This window comes from Fictibacillus terranigra (assembly GCF_030412265.1).
Taxonomy (GTDB): domain Bacteria; phylum Bacillota; class Bacilli; order Bacillales; family Fictibacillaceae; genus Fictibacillus_C; species Fictibacillus_C terrinigri.
On the sequence record NZ_JAUHLN010000001.1, the window covers coordinates 332,670 to 346,530 of the forward strand.

15 protein-coding genes and 2 pseudogenes are annotated in these 13,861 nt (G+C 42.0%); 10 read left to right on the plus strand and 7 right to left on the minus strand.

Features of this window, described 5'->3' with window-relative positions:
- Nucleotides 1-108 precede the first annotated feature (108 nt).
- The 3 genes and pseudogenes from QYF49_RS01645 (at nucleotide 109) to QYF49_RS01655 (ending at nucleotide 2,306) form a co-directional block, all read left to right on the plus strand.
- Nucleotides 109-753 (plus strand): annotated as a pseudogene (locus QYF49_RS01645) (YczE/YyaS/YitT family protein).
- Between the two features lie 159 nt (nucleotides 754-912).
- Nucleotides 913-1,488 (plus strand): LysE family translocator, encoded by a 576-nt coding sequence (locus QYF49_RS01650; protein ID WP_290399015.1) that lies wholly within the window; start codon nucleotides 913-915, stop codon nucleotides 1,486-1,488.
- 26 nt (nucleotides 1,489-1,514) lie between these two features.
- Nucleotides 1,515-2,306: an AraC family transcriptional regulator gene (locus QYF49_RS01655; protein ID WP_290397896.1), complete on the plus strand. Its 792-nt coding sequence runs from the start codon at nucleotides 1,515-1,517 to the stop codon at nucleotides 2,304-2,306.
- A gap of 62 nt (nucleotides 2,307-2,368) precedes the next feature.
- On the opposite strand, the gene QYF49_RS01660 is transcribed toward QYF49_RS01655, so the two are convergent.
- Nucleotides 2,369-2,674 carry a hypothetical protein gene (locus QYF49_RS01660; protein ID WP_290397897.1) on the minus strand — a complete coding sequence of 102 codons (306 nt, stop codon included), beginning with the start codon at nucleotides 2,672-2,674 and terminating at the stop codon, nucleotides 2,369-2,371.
- A gap of 207 nt (nucleotides 2,675-2,881) precedes the next feature.
- The gene (locus tag QYF49_RS01665) at nucleotides 2,882-4,456 is read right to left on the minus strand and encodes an MIR domain-containing protein (protein WP_290397898.1); all 1,575 of its coding nucleotides are present in this window, start codon (nucleotides 4,454-4,456) and stop codon (nucleotides 2,882-2,884) included.
- A 587-nt stretch (nucleotides 4,457-5,043) separates the two neighbouring features.
- Here QYF49_RS01665 and QYF49_RS01670 point away from each other — a divergent pair.
- Nucleotides 5,044-5,577, plus strand: a complete 534-nt coding sequence (locus tag QYF49_RS01670; protein WP_290397899.1) for a GNAT family N-acetyltransferase — start codon at nucleotides 5,044-5,046, stop codon at nucleotides 5,575-5,577.
- Between the two features lie 41 nt (nucleotides 5,578-5,618).
- Here the strand turns inward: QYF49_RS01670 and QYF49_RS01675 are convergent, their stop codons facing one another.
- From QYF49_RS01675 to QYF49_RS01685, 3 genes are all read right to left on the minus strand, one after another.
- Nucleotides 5,619-5,753 (minus strand): hypothetical protein, encoded by a 135-nt coding sequence (locus QYF49_RS01675; RefSeq protein WP_290397900.1) that lies wholly within the window; start codon nucleotides 5,751-5,753, stop codon nucleotides 5,619-5,621.
- A gap of 11 nt (nucleotides 5,754-5,764) precedes the next feature.
- The gene (locus QYF49_RS01680; protein WP_290397901.1) at nucleotides 5,765-6,205 is read right to left on the minus strand and encodes a GNAT family N-acetyltransferase; all 441 of its coding nucleotides are present in this window, start codon (nucleotides 6,203-6,205) and stop codon (nucleotides 5,765-5,767) included.
- Between the two features lie 339 nt (nucleotides 6,206-6,544).
- Nucleotides 6,545-6,832, minus strand: a complete 288-nt coding sequence (locus tag QYF49_RS01685) for a hypothetical protein (protein ID WP_290397902.1) — start codon at nucleotides 6,830-6,832, stop codon at nucleotides 6,545-6,547.
- Nucleotides 6,833-7,007: 175 nt separating this feature from the next.
- Here QYF49_RS01685 and QYF49_RS01690 point away from each other — a divergent pair, with 175 nt between their 5' ends.
- A complete protein-coding gene (locus tag QYF49_RS01690) occupies nucleotides 7,008-7,142 on the plus strand; it encodes a hypothetical protein (protein WP_290397903.1) in 135 nt (44 codons plus the stop codon).
- A gap of 249 nt (nucleotides 7,143-7,391) precedes the next feature.
- Nucleotides 7,392-7,763 (plus strand): iron chaperone, encoded by a 372-nt coding sequence (locus QYF49_RS01695; protein WP_290397904.1) that lies wholly within the window; start codon nucleotides 7,392-7,394, stop codon nucleotides 7,761-7,763.
- A gap of 64 nt (nucleotides 7,764-7,827) precedes the next feature.
- On the opposite strand, the gene QYF49_RS01700 is transcribed toward QYF49_RS01695, so the two are convergent.
- Nucleotides 7,828-8,376 (minus strand): GNAT family N-acetyltransferase, encoded by a 549-nt coding sequence (locus QYF49_RS01700; protein ID WP_290397905.1) that lies wholly within the window; start codon nucleotides 8,374-8,376, stop codon nucleotides 7,828-7,830.
- A gap of 617 nt (nucleotides 8,377-8,993) precedes the next feature.
- Here QYF49_RS01700 and QYF49_RS01705 point away from each other — a divergent pair.
- The 4 genes and pseudogenes from QYF49_RS01705 (at nucleotide 8,994) to QYF49_RS01720 (ending at nucleotide 12,255) form a co-directional block, all read left to right on the plus strand.
- Nucleotides 8,994-9,326 carry a heme-degrading domain-containing protein gene (locus QYF49_RS01705; protein WP_290397906.1) on the plus strand — a complete coding sequence of 111 codons (333 nt, stop codon included), beginning with the start codon at nucleotides 8,994-8,996 and terminating at the stop codon, nucleotides 9,324-9,326.
- A 40-nt stretch (nucleotides 9,327-9,366) separates the two neighbouring features.
- A complete protein-coding gene (gene gndA / locus QYF49_RS01710) occupies nucleotides 9,367-10,779 on the plus strand; it encodes an NADP-dependent phosphogluconate dehydrogenase (protein WP_290397907.1) in 1,413 nt (470 codons plus the stop codon).
- Nucleotides 10,780-11,154: 375 nt separating this feature from the next.
- Nucleotides 11,155-11,415: pseudogene (locus tag QYF49_RS01715) on the plus strand (KGG domain-containing protein); the annotation flags it as partial.
- A gap of 210 nt (nucleotides 11,416-11,625) precedes the next feature.
- Nucleotides 11,626-12,255, plus strand: coding sequence for a LysE family translocator (locus QYF49_RS01720; RefSeq protein ID WP_290397908.1), 630 nt, complete (start codon nucleotides 11,626-11,628; stop codon nucleotides 12,253-12,255).
- A gap of 139 nt (nucleotides 12,256-12,394) precedes the next feature.
- On the opposite strand, the gene QYF49_RS01725 is transcribed toward QYF49_RS01720, so the two are convergent.
- Nucleotides 12,395-13,858, minus strand: coding sequence for a protein adenylyltransferase SelO (locus QYF49_RS01725; protein WP_290397909.1), 1,464 nt, complete (start codon nucleotides 13,856-13,858; stop codon nucleotides 12,395-12,397).
- Nucleotides 13,859-13,861: the final 3 nt, after the last annotated feature.

Genomic DNA, 13,861 nt, shown 5'->3' on the forward strand with positions numbered 1-13,861 from the left:
CTCCTTAGTACATGTTTTATTGTAAGTGCAACAAAAATGGTATATATTAAATTTATCCTAACTTTGTTGCATTTGCAACAAAAAATAATGATAAAGAGGTCGAGTAAAGTGAAATATGCTTTTTATGTAGTAGGTATTTTAACATTGACCCTCGGTATTTCTTTCACTATACAATCAGATCTTGGAACTTCACCTTTTGATGCACTTTTGGTAGGGCTGTCCATAAATGTGAGGCTTACTGTGGGAAGTTGGGAAATAATAATAGCTTTATTATTGATATGTTGTCATTCATTTTTAAAAAGACAAAGACCAGAAGTTTTGGGGTTGTTAACAGCATTTATCACGGGTATTGGTATTGATATGTGGCTTTTGTTGTCGCACCATTTGATAACACCTGAACGATGGTACAGCAAAGTGGTTTGTTTTGGAATCGGCTTAGTTGTGATTGGATTAGGAACTGCAACCTATTTACAGACGAATGTTGCACCGATTCCAGTTGACCGATTAACATTCATCATACAAGAATTATCCAGAACAATCTATTTTTTTCGAGAACATTCATTACCCTCGTATTCCTGATAATGGCAATGATTTTAAACGGACCAATTGGCGTTGGAACTTTATTAACGGTTTGTTCAGGGGGGGCTATTGCTAAATTACTTTATGCCATTTACTGAAGGAGTATTAGACCGGATATTAACACACTCCAGCACATCACCAAATTCTGATAAAGATAAAAACCATTCAATATAGAAGCTTTTTATTTTGCTTGTTCAACTAAAGCTGCGGGTTGATTCAAGAACAGCCTTCCTAACAGAAGTGAAAGCTGTGTTTGATCCTGCAATAATATACTATATGGCATTTAAATTTAAGATGTACATTTATGAGGATATCTTGAAAGGAGTGTTCCTCATGAATCTTACATCTTTTATATTGTATTGTTTTATGGTTACTTTCACGCCAGGACCAACGAATATCGTCATATTATCCACAGTGCAAAATTATGGGACAAAAAAAGCGATGGAATATACGTATGGAGCAACTATTGCTTTTGGTTTATTACTTGTTTTTTCTGCTATGCTGAATACCATACTTGTAACGATCATACCCAAAATTCTAATGGTTATGCAGATCATCGGAAGCGTTTATATGCTGTATCTCGCTTATCAGGTTTACAAAATGGATACATCAGAACCCGCTGTAAACCAAACTGGTACGTTTATGTCAGGCTTCCTTATGCAGTTTTTAAATCCAAAGGTGGTATTGTTTACAATGACTGTAATTCCTGCCTATATCATGCCCCACAATGCCTCAATGCCTGTTTTTACAATAAGTGTGATAGCTATAACGGTTATTGGGTTTTTAGCTTTTATAACATGGGCATTTTTTGGTGCCATCTTCAGGGGTTTTCTGCAGAGGCATAAAAAGATTGTTAATGTAATGATGGCCATGTTTCTTGTTTATGCTGCCATAATGATATGGATGTAGGTAAGCTAATTTAGAGGTGAATTTTAATGGACAAATTTATCTATAAAAAATCGGCAGGCATGACTGCGCTGTCAGCAAGTATGACTGAATTTACGTATAAAAAGCATTCTCACAAGGAGTATGCCATAGGTGTAACACTGCGTGGCATTCAACAGTATACCTTGGATGGCAGTTTACAATTATCCTATCAAAATGGTGTTATGCTTTTTAATCCAGAACAGGCACATGACGGAATGGCACACGATGCGACAGGCCTTGATTACGTAATGCTATATATCGATCCGCAATTGCTTTTAGAGGTTATTGAGAAAAAGGATATCGTACGCTTTTCCAACCCTATTGTGTATGATCATGGCCTTGAACAAAGAGTATTGAATCTTTCGAATGCAATATTGAGCGGAAAAGATGAGGCTTTGTGCAGTGAATTGCTTTTATCCCTCACAGATCGCCTTGTCCAAACTAATTTTTCTACAGACTATAAGAAAGATAACACACTCATTCGAAAAGCAAAGGATATGCTTCATACCAACTTGGAAAATGTACTTAAACTTGACGATATATGTAAAGAGCTGGATTTGTCAAAATTTAAGTTTATCAGATCATTTAAGGCCCATACCGGAATTTCACCATACCAATACTTTCTTAACTGCAAGCTGGAACGCGCAAAGCAGTTAATAGAAAAAAAACGGGATATTTATTCAGCAGTGGCTGAATGTGGCTTTGTTGATTTAACCCATTTAAATAAACACTTTAAAAGCGTATATGGAACAACAGCATTTGAATATATGTCACATTTAAATGAAGATCATTGGATGTAAAGAATAAGGGGGGATAAAATGGTCTCTAAAAGCAGGCGATATTCTTTCATTTGACCGGACTTTCACAGCAGGGCGATAGGGTCGATAAGGGCATTCTCATCGCCATCTTTGGAAACGATCACTAGTTTGCCTTCTAATACGGCTGTAATGATTTGTTCTGTATCAACGTTAATCCGGTCACTAAGGTTTGTTAAAAGTGCTTTTAATGAAGTAGACGAATCAGCCATTTGTTGAACATATGATTTCGACTTTGTTAAATCAACCAGCGTATTAAATCCAATAAGATAGATTGCTGTTTTATCAACTAGCTCTTCTTCGATGAAAAAATCGTCGTGATTTGGATTCAATTCTTTAACTATATTCTTCATTAATCTGCCCCTTAACAAATAGAAACTCTAAAAAATGATTTGCAGTATGAAGCGTTTTTATACGATGAAGGAATAACTGGTGCTGTATCCGGGTCTGATGCACCGTGCTCTCTGCGGCGACATGAAGAAAGCCGCCTACCGGATATAGAACCGGCAGGCGGCTTTCGTTTTACGCATACGGTACTGACGACTGAATCTTGACCACTCTCATCGGATTTCGAGGAGCCACCACCAGTCATTGTCGTCACGTCCACCAAAGCCCGTTACCTCCTGTTGGCCGGCCGTCCAGCGGGAATCGCTGTGCCCGCGGTGGGAGTGGAGCGTATGGTTGGTGTTCAGGTGGACAAGTCTCACTCGTCGCTGGGCGTTCCACTGACCCCCGCCTTCGACCTCGACCCGCCAGTTATCGTTGCTGTCTCCCTGGCCTCCAGAGCCAAAGCAGGTCACCTCTTGCTGACCGGTCACGGGGGAAGGGTGTCCCGAATGGCTGTGCAGGTTGCGTTGCGTGAGCACATGCTCGAGCCGGATCACATCGCCATGTTGTACTACTTCATTGCTCCTGTGGTTCGCTTGCGTACCATCGGGTCCCTTGATCTTCCAGAGGTCATTGTCATCGGCCCCCCTGAAGCAGGTCACCTGTTGCTGGCCTGAGCTTCGGCTGTGTCCGTAGTTCAGTGCGTGCGAATGGAGTGTCAGCCCCGTTATGAGATGACTTACCTTAATGGTCTGACCGTAACGGACTTGAGCCGTGTCCGCCGGCGGCTTCGTCGTGAACACAGGCGGGGTCTTATGCTGATAGTCGACTACAAAAAATCCCCTCCAAGGGTCGTTGGTCTTGTTCGTCGCGTCAAAGTGGGGGTTGCCTGGTTCGGAGGACAATACGACCTCCTTTCCAACCGTGTTGTTATCGTACACGAACACATTCATAATGTTAGCCTTCGAGTGCCACTCATACCCATAGGCTAGAACCTGGTGATTCTCCGATCCAATCTGCAGGAGGTTGGTTGCATCTACCAGCCCGAGGACGGCCGGCCGGCCTGAGTCGATGAGTGAACGCAGCTTTGGAAATTCTTCCTCCTTCGTCCAGCGGCTGACACCTTTTCCTCCAAGCAAGGTAGAATGATCGGATGCCAAGGTCCAATGAACATACTTGATGGAGGAAGGTACAGCGAAGCTGTCCATAAGCCGACTGTAAATGTAATCCGCAAGCCAGTGTCCATCCGGGGGAACCTCTGCGTTGAACAGGTTACCGGTATATTTCGGAACAGGAATGCCCTTGAGGAAGTAGTCGAGCGCGGCAAAAGCCATTCCGCCACATCGTCCCTGTGTTTTTACCTGACCATGGCCCGGAATATTAGCTATAGCATTGATGAACTTGTTTCGAAACAAAAAGCCGTGAACGGCCGGGTCAAAATCAAGCTTTCGACGATGGCGCCATGTTCCTGAGTCCCAGAGCGCCTTTCCCTGGTTGGTATAGATCACCGCGTTCCCATCGTCCTGAATAATGAGGTATGCTCCGGCGTTCCCCGCGGTACCAGCAGAGTCCCAGACCGCCTCGCCATTCGCCTTGCAGACAGCAAGGCTGCCATTATCCCGCATGACTGCTTTCACGCCGCCTCTACCATTGGTGCCGGAAGCCCAGACAGGGATGTGTTTACCCTTATGTACTTCATAGAGTACGAAGTTTCCATCGCCCTGCATAATCAGGAATGCTCTCCCATTGTTCGCGGTGATCTGCTGGTCTGCCAAGAGTTCTTGCCCGGGCTTAAGCTGGTTTGTCATCCTTTAGCCACTCCATTCTGAAAGGTTTTGCTGCCATTACCAATGGTTCCCGTCGCTATATCCAACAAAAGTAACAAAATCCTGATATTCACGTTTTACAAAACATCCATTCATGTTGACTACCTGGAACAGCCACCTCCTGCCTGCAAGTGATCTAATAAAAAAAGGAATTTATTCCTTAAAATGGTTATGCCCGCATCACTCGTTGTATGCATATGCGGACAGCCCGTGAATGAATAATTTAGACTAAACCGTAAACAAAAATCCTACATAGATACTAGGTAGGGTTCCTTTTTGAGGCGCTCTTCTAAAATTTTGTGCCGAAATGACAGTGGCTTTTGACATGGGTTTTTGCTTATAAAAACGTTTTCTGCATGAAGAAGTTGGTTTCATTGATCATTGGAGATTATCTTCTCTCAGGGTGTTCCTTGATTGGCCTTCCTTTCAATGTATGAGAAAATCTATCATGGTGTGGCAAGTAGAACGGATTTTTCTCCAATCCATGAATGAAAGGGGGAAGCTGAGCAGCAATATGATGAACAATGGTGCGCGACTTGACTTGAGAATAACCTTTAGAGGTGATGAGCATGAAGATTACAAAAGCAAGTGAGGAAGATATAAAAGAAGTAGCAAGGGTTTATGTTGATTGTTGGAAGACTACTTATGAAGGTTTAGTACCTGACGATTATTTGGAAAGATTATCGTATGAAGAGGCAGAACACAGGTGGCTGAATTTCTTGAAAGATGAAAATGGCCCGTTTATTTATATGGCAATTAATCATTCAGGAAAAATTATAGGTTTTGCATCAGGTAAAAGCACTGAAGACGAGAATTTTGAAGGTGAGTTATATTCATTGTACCTATTACCGGAATGTAGAGGGTCAGGTGTGGGAAGACAGCTAATTTCATATGTTGCAAAATCTTTTAAAGAAAAAGGGATCCATTCAATGATGGTCTGGGTTATGAAACGGAATAAATCTGGTGTTGGTTTTTATGAGCGGATGGGAGGCATGGAATATATTCATAGGAAGAGTGAGTTTGGAGGAACGGCAGTAGATGATGTAGCTTATGGCTGGAATGATGTCTCAGTATTATGTATGAAGAATAAATTCCCCTGTTGAACGAACCTGCCCGTTCGTTCAACAATCAAAATAAAACCATTCTATACGGAATGGTTTTTATCTGTATCATAATTAGGTGATCTATAAGTGTTTGTTGGCAGGCGGTCAAATACTTTTTCAGTAATCGTTACTATAAAAATTCCTATTAAATATACGGCATATTTCGCTTTATTCAACCTGCTCCTCTTTATTTTGTTGATAATTCTTTTCGCATTACGATATGCGGGATTCCATCCTCCATAAATATAGTAGAGGAAGCCCGATAACCCAATTTAGTATAAAATCCTTCTGCCTGAGTTTGTCCGTGTAATTTAACCGCGGGCACTCCCTTTTCTTCTGCCATTTCTTCCAACGCTTGAATCATTATTTTTCCAAGACCAAATTTACGATAAGGTTCTAAGATACAAATTCTCTCCAATTTACCAAAGCCATCTAGAACTCTTATCCTTCCGGTTCCGACTGGTTGTGCATTGAAATAGACTAATATGTGTTCACATTCTCCATCCAATGTGTCAAATTCATCAAATTCATCTTCTAGGGGTACACCTTGTTCACCAACAAATACTTCTTTTCTGATATAAAATGCTTCTTTCAGGTCATGATCCTCACTTATTTTTTTTACTTCCACTTATCTTCTTTCCTTTCTGGATTTATTTAGAGAATACATAATTAAATTAATCATCACTGAAAGTATAGATGAAAATATTTTTGTTGTAAATACAACAAAATTTCGAAAGTTTTTATGAAGGAAGTGGAAACAAGAGAAATTACTGATTCGTACTTAAAGCCACGGACAGCTTTTCTTCAATAAGAATATGAATAATGGCTTAGCAAGCGGAAGCGGAAGGAAAGTGCATTAAGGCGCATAAGGCGAAGGAAGAAGATAAAAAAGCCAGTTTACATGCTGGAATAGAGGCAAATAATAGCTAATAAAAAAAGAAAAAGAGCATTTCTGCTCTTTCTCTTTTTACCAATCACAACCACAATGCTTATGTTGCTTTTTCTTTTCGCGGCATAGGCATGCCCGTAAGGCAGCCGCTGCCTTGGCAGCCTCTTCTCGTGCAGCCTCTGCTTTTGCGGCAGCCTCTTCTCGTGCGATTTCCTCTGCTCGTAACCGAGCCAATATTTCAGCTTGTTCTTCGGGCGGCAGCTTAGCCAATATGGCTCTTAACTCTGGGTCCGAAAGAGCTGCTTGGGCGGCTCGGTCTTGAACCATAGAATTTCGTCTTGCTGCAACCAGCCTTCTATTTCCCATAACTCTCAACCTCCATTGCCTTTAGCTTAAGAAACTCTAGCTCATGTTAGGGACCAATCAAGGAGGGGTGTTCCCTGATTGGTCCTACTATTAATGTATGAGGAAATCTATCAATGGTGTGGGAAAATAGAGCGGATTCTCTGCACTCTATGAATTAAAAGGGGGAAGTAGAGCAGTGCCAAACAAAAAGACCGCCACTCAAAACAGGTATCATAAATTGGTTAACGATGACGATTGGAGGTGGGTTGAGAACATTATCAACCGTTCTTCTAATCCGGTCTTCCAGTGGTTCCGGGTGACCGCTTACTGAGCAACGGGTGCGTTACTTTAAGAACCATCTCTGCCGGAATCAGGCAGCTTTTTTTAGTAAAAGAACAGCGGTTTATTTAAGAAGGTAAAGGGGTTAGGATCATGTTACAATGGGTTGGGTAGTAGTGTTTGGGTTATAAAGGGAATCCAACCCGTTCATTACGAATGGCTGGATCATTGAATTTAATATCAGGAATAAGGCTGTGAATTCGAATTTTTGGCTGCAACAGCATAATATAAGGAGGAAGACATGGAAATTTTTTCAGAATATTTGTCAGGTATCGATAACCCCGCCCACCGCGATCGAACAGAGGAAATTTTGGCGTGGGTTGCTAGTAAGTTCCCAAATTTGGAACCGCAGATCAAGTGGAATACGCCAATGTTTTCCGATCACGGCACCTTTATCATCGGCTTTTCCACAGCGAAGCATCATTTGAGCGTTGCACCTGAAGAAGCAGGCATTGCGCACTTTGCCGATGACATTGCACAAGCTGGCTACAGCGCTACCAAAGGCTTGTTTCGAATTCCTTGGAAAGAGCCGGTAAATTACGAATTGCTTGAGAAAATGATTGAATATAATATTCAGGATAAAGCAGAATATACGAATTTTTGGCGGAAATAATACATCACGCCATATCAAAAAACGCATGACACGAAACATGCGTTTTTGCAACTCAATTAAGGCGTCAACAGCTCAATACAGCATATGCGAACCGCGGCTTTTCTTCATTTTTATCTGTAAAATAGTGGTCTTTTAATCGTCCTTCTAACTCATACCTGTTCTTTTCAAGTATCCGTGCAGAACCGATGTTGGCATCCACTACCATAGCATGGAGTTTATGAAGATGAAGTGATTTAAATGCAAAATCACTCATCAATGCAACAATCTCTGTGCCATACCCCTTACCCCAATGATGTTGATGCAACACATAACCAATTTCAGCCTTGTTTGCTCCTTGGTCAAAATTGAAAATCATGGCTGTCCCTATAATGGCTTGAGTTGATTTTTCAACAATGGAGGAATATAAATGAGTACCTTCCGACTCGCGTTCTAACATTATTTCAATGTACTGACTGGTTTCCTCCAAAGTACTCATCAAATTCCAGCCGATAAATCGTGAAACTTCTTGATCTGACGCATAATGATGGATCTCTTGAACATCCTCTATCCTTAGTGCTTTGAAGTAGATTTTTTCACCCTCCAATGAATGAAATAAAACAGCCTGCTTCTCCATTTTAACCTCCTCTAACTTCGCTTTGTATGAACCTCAGATGGCAGCGGAAATGTCCCCAATTAAGGTTAATGTCATCGCACTCATCTTAGTACATCCTTTCAAATCTTTTATTTTCCATATATATGTTTCAACTGTTTCCTAAAGAAATAGTAAAATGCCGAACCTTCTCAGAATTCACAAACCTACATACAAGGGTGTGTCCCATCCTCTCATTTTTTTTACAAGTCTTGTAGCCGCGATCAATAAAATTATTTGTATGAGCCATAAATATCACACCCTTCCTAGTGTAGGGCAGTAGTATATCATGGAAATCATTATGGCTGATAAATTCATTTTGCCATATTTTAAAATTATGAGTCTTAACCAATAGATGCCGTTATGTTTTTAGCAATCTGGCCCGTTAATGGAATTACACTATGTTTAACAATAAACTGACCGACATCCTCTGTAAGGTTATATAACTATATGTCTATCAAAATGCTTCTCATCAGAATTTTTTTATTCTTTTTTAAGTAACAAGAAAGTCTCCTAGCAATAGGGATACGGGTTGTCATGTATAAATATAGGGTCTAGTTATTCCATCAAAGTAGGTGACAATCAAGTCAGAACAAGATATTATGGAAAAAATAAAAAGAGAGGAAGAAACATTGCAATTACCTCTAGCTCTCCAGTCAGGCTTGTTAATCATTTTCATGGCTCAGCAAGAAGGAAAGAAGGTTGCAGCAGATATTACATTCAATGGAGTAAATGGGGAGCATCGTTTTGCACAATCTCGTTTTGCAGCCTATGGAGAAGTTTGCCCTATAAAAATACAAGGAGTTGGAGTAGCCGGAATCATTACTGTATCGGGATTGACACCTGAAGAAGATCATGTTTATTTCCGCAATCCACTCCTTTTTACAATAAACAACATTGAAAATGCAGGGAATCGCAGGAAAAGTGGAAGTTAATTTAATCATTTTATATCCAACTTGAAAGGATGAATCTATTATGGCAAAACAACAAATCGGTGTTATCGGTTTAGCCGTTATGGGAAAAAATCTAGCGCTAAACATTGAGAGCAGAGGCTATTCTGTTTCCGTTTATAATCGCTCTCCTGAAAAAACAGAAGAATTTCTACAAACAGAAGCAGAAGGTAAAAATTTTGCAGGTACATACAGTGTGGAAGAATTTATTAATTCTCTTGAAAAACCACGTAAAATTTTATTAATGGTTAAAGCTGGCGCCGCTACAGACGCAACAATTGATTCATTAAAACCATACTTAGCAAAAGGCGACATTTTAATCGACGGCGGAAATACATTCTTCCAAGATACAATCCGCCGAAACAAAGAGCTGGAAGAATTAGGTATCCATTTCATCGGTACAGGAGTATCTGGCGGAGAAGAAGGAGCATTAAAAGGCCCCTCCATCATGCCTGGCGGACAAAAAGAAGCATATGACCTTGTAGAACCAATCTTAACGGCTATTTCAGCGAAAGTTGAAGGCGATGCCTGCAGCACATACATTGGACCAAATGGCGCCGGCCACTATGTGAAAATGGTTCATAATGGCATCGAGTATGGTGATATGCAGTTAATTGGTGAAGCTTATTTTATCATGAAGAATGTATTAGGTTTAGGTACTGATGAGTTACACGAAGTGTTCGCTGAATGGAATAAAGGTGAGCTGGACAGCTACTTAATTGAAATTACAGCTGATATCTTCACGAAAAAAGATGAAGAAACGGGCAAAGCGCTTGTAGACGTAATCTTAGATACTGCAGGACAAAAGGGTACGGGTAAATGGACAAGCCAAAGCGCACTTGATCTTGGCGTACCACTGCCAATTATTACGGAATCTGTATTCGCTCGTTTCATTTCTGCCATGAAAGACGAGCGCGTCAAAGCAAGTAAAGTATTAAGCGGTCCAAATGCTGCTGCATATGAAGGCGATAAAGCAGAGATAGTAGAAGCCATCCGTAAAGCATTGTACATGAGTAAAATCTGTTCATATGCGCAAGGGTTTGCTCAGATGAAAGCAGCTTCTGAAGAATATGACTGGAACTTACAGTACGGTGATATTGCTATGATCTTCCGGGGAGGTTGTATCATTCGCGCTCAATTCTTACAAAAAATTAAAGAAGCGTACGATCGCGATGCAGATCTAACAAACTTACTGCTGGACCCCTACTTCAAGGATATTGTAGAAGGATATCAGTCAGCTCTTCGTGAAGTGATTTCAATTGCAGTTAAACAAGGTATTCCTGTACCAGGTTTCTCTAGTGCATTAGCATACTATGACAGCTACCGTACAGAAACTTTACCGGCAAACCTTTTACAAGCACAACGTGACTACTTTGGAGCCCACACTTATCAACGTGTTGATAAAGAGGGCGTATTCCATACAGAGTGGTTAAAATAAACGATATTGTAAAAAAAGCGGCTGTGTACACAGCTGCTTTTTTTTTTATTATCATTGATTTCATGGAAACGAGGGAGGGAATCATAAGGAGTTTAAAAGTGAAGAACAAAAAGTTGAAATGCCTGTTCTGGTGTGAAATGGAATTAGCTTGTTTTTTCTATAGGAGTGCTGAAGGGTGCCATAGTTGATGAGCATAAACGATCTACTGAAAGAGCCGTTACTGGCTTAAACCTTTGATACATTTTATTTTTACGGTCTAGATATTCTTGATCGTGCCGAAAATTTGCGCGTTGATGTTTAGGAAAAAATGAAGAGGGAACTTCTTTACTATAGCCAAGATCAAACTTGGTACTTTACAAAGGGAGATGAAATCACATGGCTACTAATAAAAGAGACGGTATGAGCAGGGAAGAAGCCGGAAGAAAAGGCGGAGAAGCTACATCTAAAAATCATGATAAAGAGTTTTACCAAGAAATTGGTGAAAAGGGCGGAGAAGCTACAGCCAAAAATCATGATAAAGAATTTTACCAGGAAATTGGTGAAAAGGGTGGAGAAGCTACAGCCAAAAGTCATGACAAGGATTTTTACAGGGAAATTGGGAAAAAGGGCGGAGAGGCCCGTAATAATAACAACGAGTAACGGAGCGAGGAACAGCTCCAGGTACCATTTTCAGTTCAATTAGCAAAAAAGCCTGATCTTTTATAAGAAGATCAGGTTTTTTGTTGCAGAACAATTAGGTCAACTTTTTAGACAGCAGCGCCACCTAGCCTGTAAAATTTCTGATTCCCTCCATATCGGGGTTATATTATAATAAATTAAAATTCCATCAGTTTAGAGGTGGCAAAAGTGGATATAACGATGGTTTTATCTTATTTAGGTGTTGTAGTATTCCTTACTCTGATGCCAGGTCCAGATATTTTATTTGTTATGGCTCAAAGTATTTCACAAAACAAAAAGGCAGGGATTGCAACTGCACTCGGACTTTGTACAGGTCTGATCGTACATATCAGTGCGGCTACTTTGGGGATATCTGCCATTATTTATCAATCTGCCATTGCGTTTGCTATAGTGAAATACGCTGGAGCGATGTATTTGTTATACTTAGCCATTCAATCATTCAGAGAAAAAGACACGGATCTCACTGGCACTAATGATAATAAAACAGTGTTGAACTATAAGTCATTGTACAGAAAAGGGATCTTAATGAATATTTTAAATCCTAAGGTTTCACTATTATTTTTAGCCTTACTGCCCCAATTCGTAGATAAATCAACGGGGAATGCAACAGGTCAAATATTTATTCTGGGAATCATTACAATGGTTCAGGCTCTGGTTATTTTTGTTGGGATCAGTATTTTATCCGACAGATTACGCTATTTTTTAAGCCATAACTCTTTTATCGCGAAAAGAATAAACATGATAAAAGGATCGCTATTGGGGGTTATAGGATTACAGATTGCGCTTAGTGAGAAATAATTCTTGCTGATGAATTTTCGTACTGCAAAAAGACTATTTCATAACATCCTGTGATTACATACTAAAAAGCAGCGGGCTTCTTTTATCAACCCGCTGCTTTTTCACATTTTTCGATGCAATGACCTGTAAATTTCTTCCATCAAGTCCCGCAATATGTCTTGTAACACTGCCCGTCGTCCGGAGGCGGGCTGGAGTACCCGGCCTGTTCAGCAGTGTGTGCGTAAGGGTTGGAAAGTACGTCAAGAAGCTTCTCCATCACGCTGTAATCCCCTTTGCTGACTGCAGCTTCCAGTGCCTCTTCCACCCGGTGGTTGCGGGGAATGACGGCAGGATTGCTGTCCTTCATCAACTGAACGGAATCAGCCGACGATCCAGCATGCTTCTCCCGCCTTGCCTGCCAGCGTTCGCGCCATCGGGCAAACTCCTCATCCTCAAATAAAGCATTCTTCTCGTCGCGATCGAAGGTGAGAGCGAGGAACGTATTCGTGTAGTCCGCACGGTGCTTTTCCATCAGATGCAGCAGTTCACTTATCAATGCTTCATCCTGCTCCTCAGCACCGAACCATCCGAGCTTCGCCTTCATGCCGCTCTGCCAGTGGTTTTGAAACAGATCTTTAAACTGAGAGAGGGTTTTTTCAGCCAGCTCGATCGCCTTGTCCTGTTCCTCGTGCAAGAGGGGCAGGAGGCTTTCTGCGAAACGGGAGAGGTTCCACACCGCGATCGGCGGCTGGTTGCCGTATGCATAACGCCCTTGAATGTCGATCGAGCTGAAGACCGTATCAGAACTGAAAGCATCCATAAAAGCACAAGGACCATAGTCGATCGTTTCTCCGCTGATCGTCATGTTGTCGGTGTTCATCACGCCATGGATGAAGCCGACAAGCTGCCATTGGGCGATCAGCTTGGCCTGGCGCTTGATCACTTCTTCTAGAAGGGTGAGGTAACGGTTTTCTTTTTTCTCAACGTCCGGATAATGACGCTCCAGGGCATAGTCCGCCAAGGCTTTAATGTCTTCGGTTGTGCCCCAGTGATACGCATACTCAAACGTTCCGACACGAAGATGGCTTGAGGCCACGCGGGTCATGACAGCACCTGTCAGCTCGGTCTCGCGATAGACCGGCTCACCGGTCGTTACGACGGCAAGACTGCGAGTCGTCGGAATGCGCAGCCCATGCATGGCTTCACTGATGATGTACTCCCGCAGCATCGGCCCAAGTGCCGCACGTCCGTCTCCTCCTCGGGAGTAGGGTGTTCTCCCCGAACCCTTGAGCTGGATATCAAACCGCTCACCGCCCGGAGTCAGCTGCTCACCGACCAGCAGCGCGCGGCCGTCCCCAAGCCGGGTAAAGTTTCCGAACTGATGCCCGGCATAGGCTTGGGCAAGAGGCAAAGAGCCTTCCGGAACACGGTTGCCCGCAAATACGTCAATCCCCTCGCCGGCCTGCAGGGCTTCAGGATCCAGTCCCAGTGCTTTTGCCAGCGGCTGATTCAGAATGACCAGCTGCGGCGAGCGGACGGGATTCGGTTCGATTACGGAAAAGAAGAGCTCCGGCAGACGGGCATAGCTGTTGTCTAAATTCCATCCTGCTTTTTCGTTCATCATTAA

Bases quoted from the DNA above. Each gene is read 5' to 3' on its own strand.
- QYF49_RS01660 (WP_290397897.1), bottom strand. From the start codon at position 2,674: ATGAAGAATATAGTTAAAGAATTGAATCCAAATCACGACGATTTTTTC.
- QYF49_RS01700 (WP_290397905.1), bottom strand. From the start codon at position 8,376: ATGGAGAAGCAGGCTGTTTTATTTCATTCATTGGAGGGTGAAAAAATC.
- QYF49_RS01725 (WP_290397909.1), bottom strand. From the start codon at position 13,858: ATGATGAACGAAAAAGCAGGATGGAATTTAGACAACAGCTATGCCCGT.
- QYF49_RS01705 (WP_290397906.1), top strand. From the start codon at position 8,994: ATGGAAAAAATAAAAAGAGAGGAAGAAACATTGCAATTACCTCTAGCT.
- QYF49_RS01695 (WP_290397904.1), top strand. From the start codon at position 7,392: ATGGAAATTTTTTCAGAATATTTGTCAGGTATCGATAACCCCGCCCAC.
- QYF49_RS01685 (WP_290397902.1), bottom strand. From the start codon at position 6,832: ATGGGAAATAGAAGGCTGGTTGCAGCAAGACGAAATTCTATGGTTCAA.
- QYF49_RS01650 (WP_290399015.1), top strand. From the start codon at position 913: ATGAATCTTACATCTTTTATATTGTATTGTTTTATGGTTACTTTCACG.
- QYF49_RS01665 (WP_290397898.1), bottom strand. From the start codon at position 4,456: ATGACAAACCAGCTTAAGCCCGGGCAAGAACTCTTGGCAGACCAGCAG.
- QYF49_RS01670 (WP_290397899.1), top strand. From the start codon at position 5,044: ATGAAGATTACAAAAGCAAGTGAGGAAGATATAAAAGAAGTAGCAAGG.
- QYF49_RS01655 (WP_290397896.1), top strand. From the start codon at position 1,515: ATGGACAAATTTATCTATAAAAAATCGGCAGGCATGACTGCGCTGTCA.
- gndA (WP_290397907.1), top strand. From the start codon at position 9,367: ATGGCAAAACAACAAATCGGTGTTATCGGTTTAGCCGTTATGGGAAAA.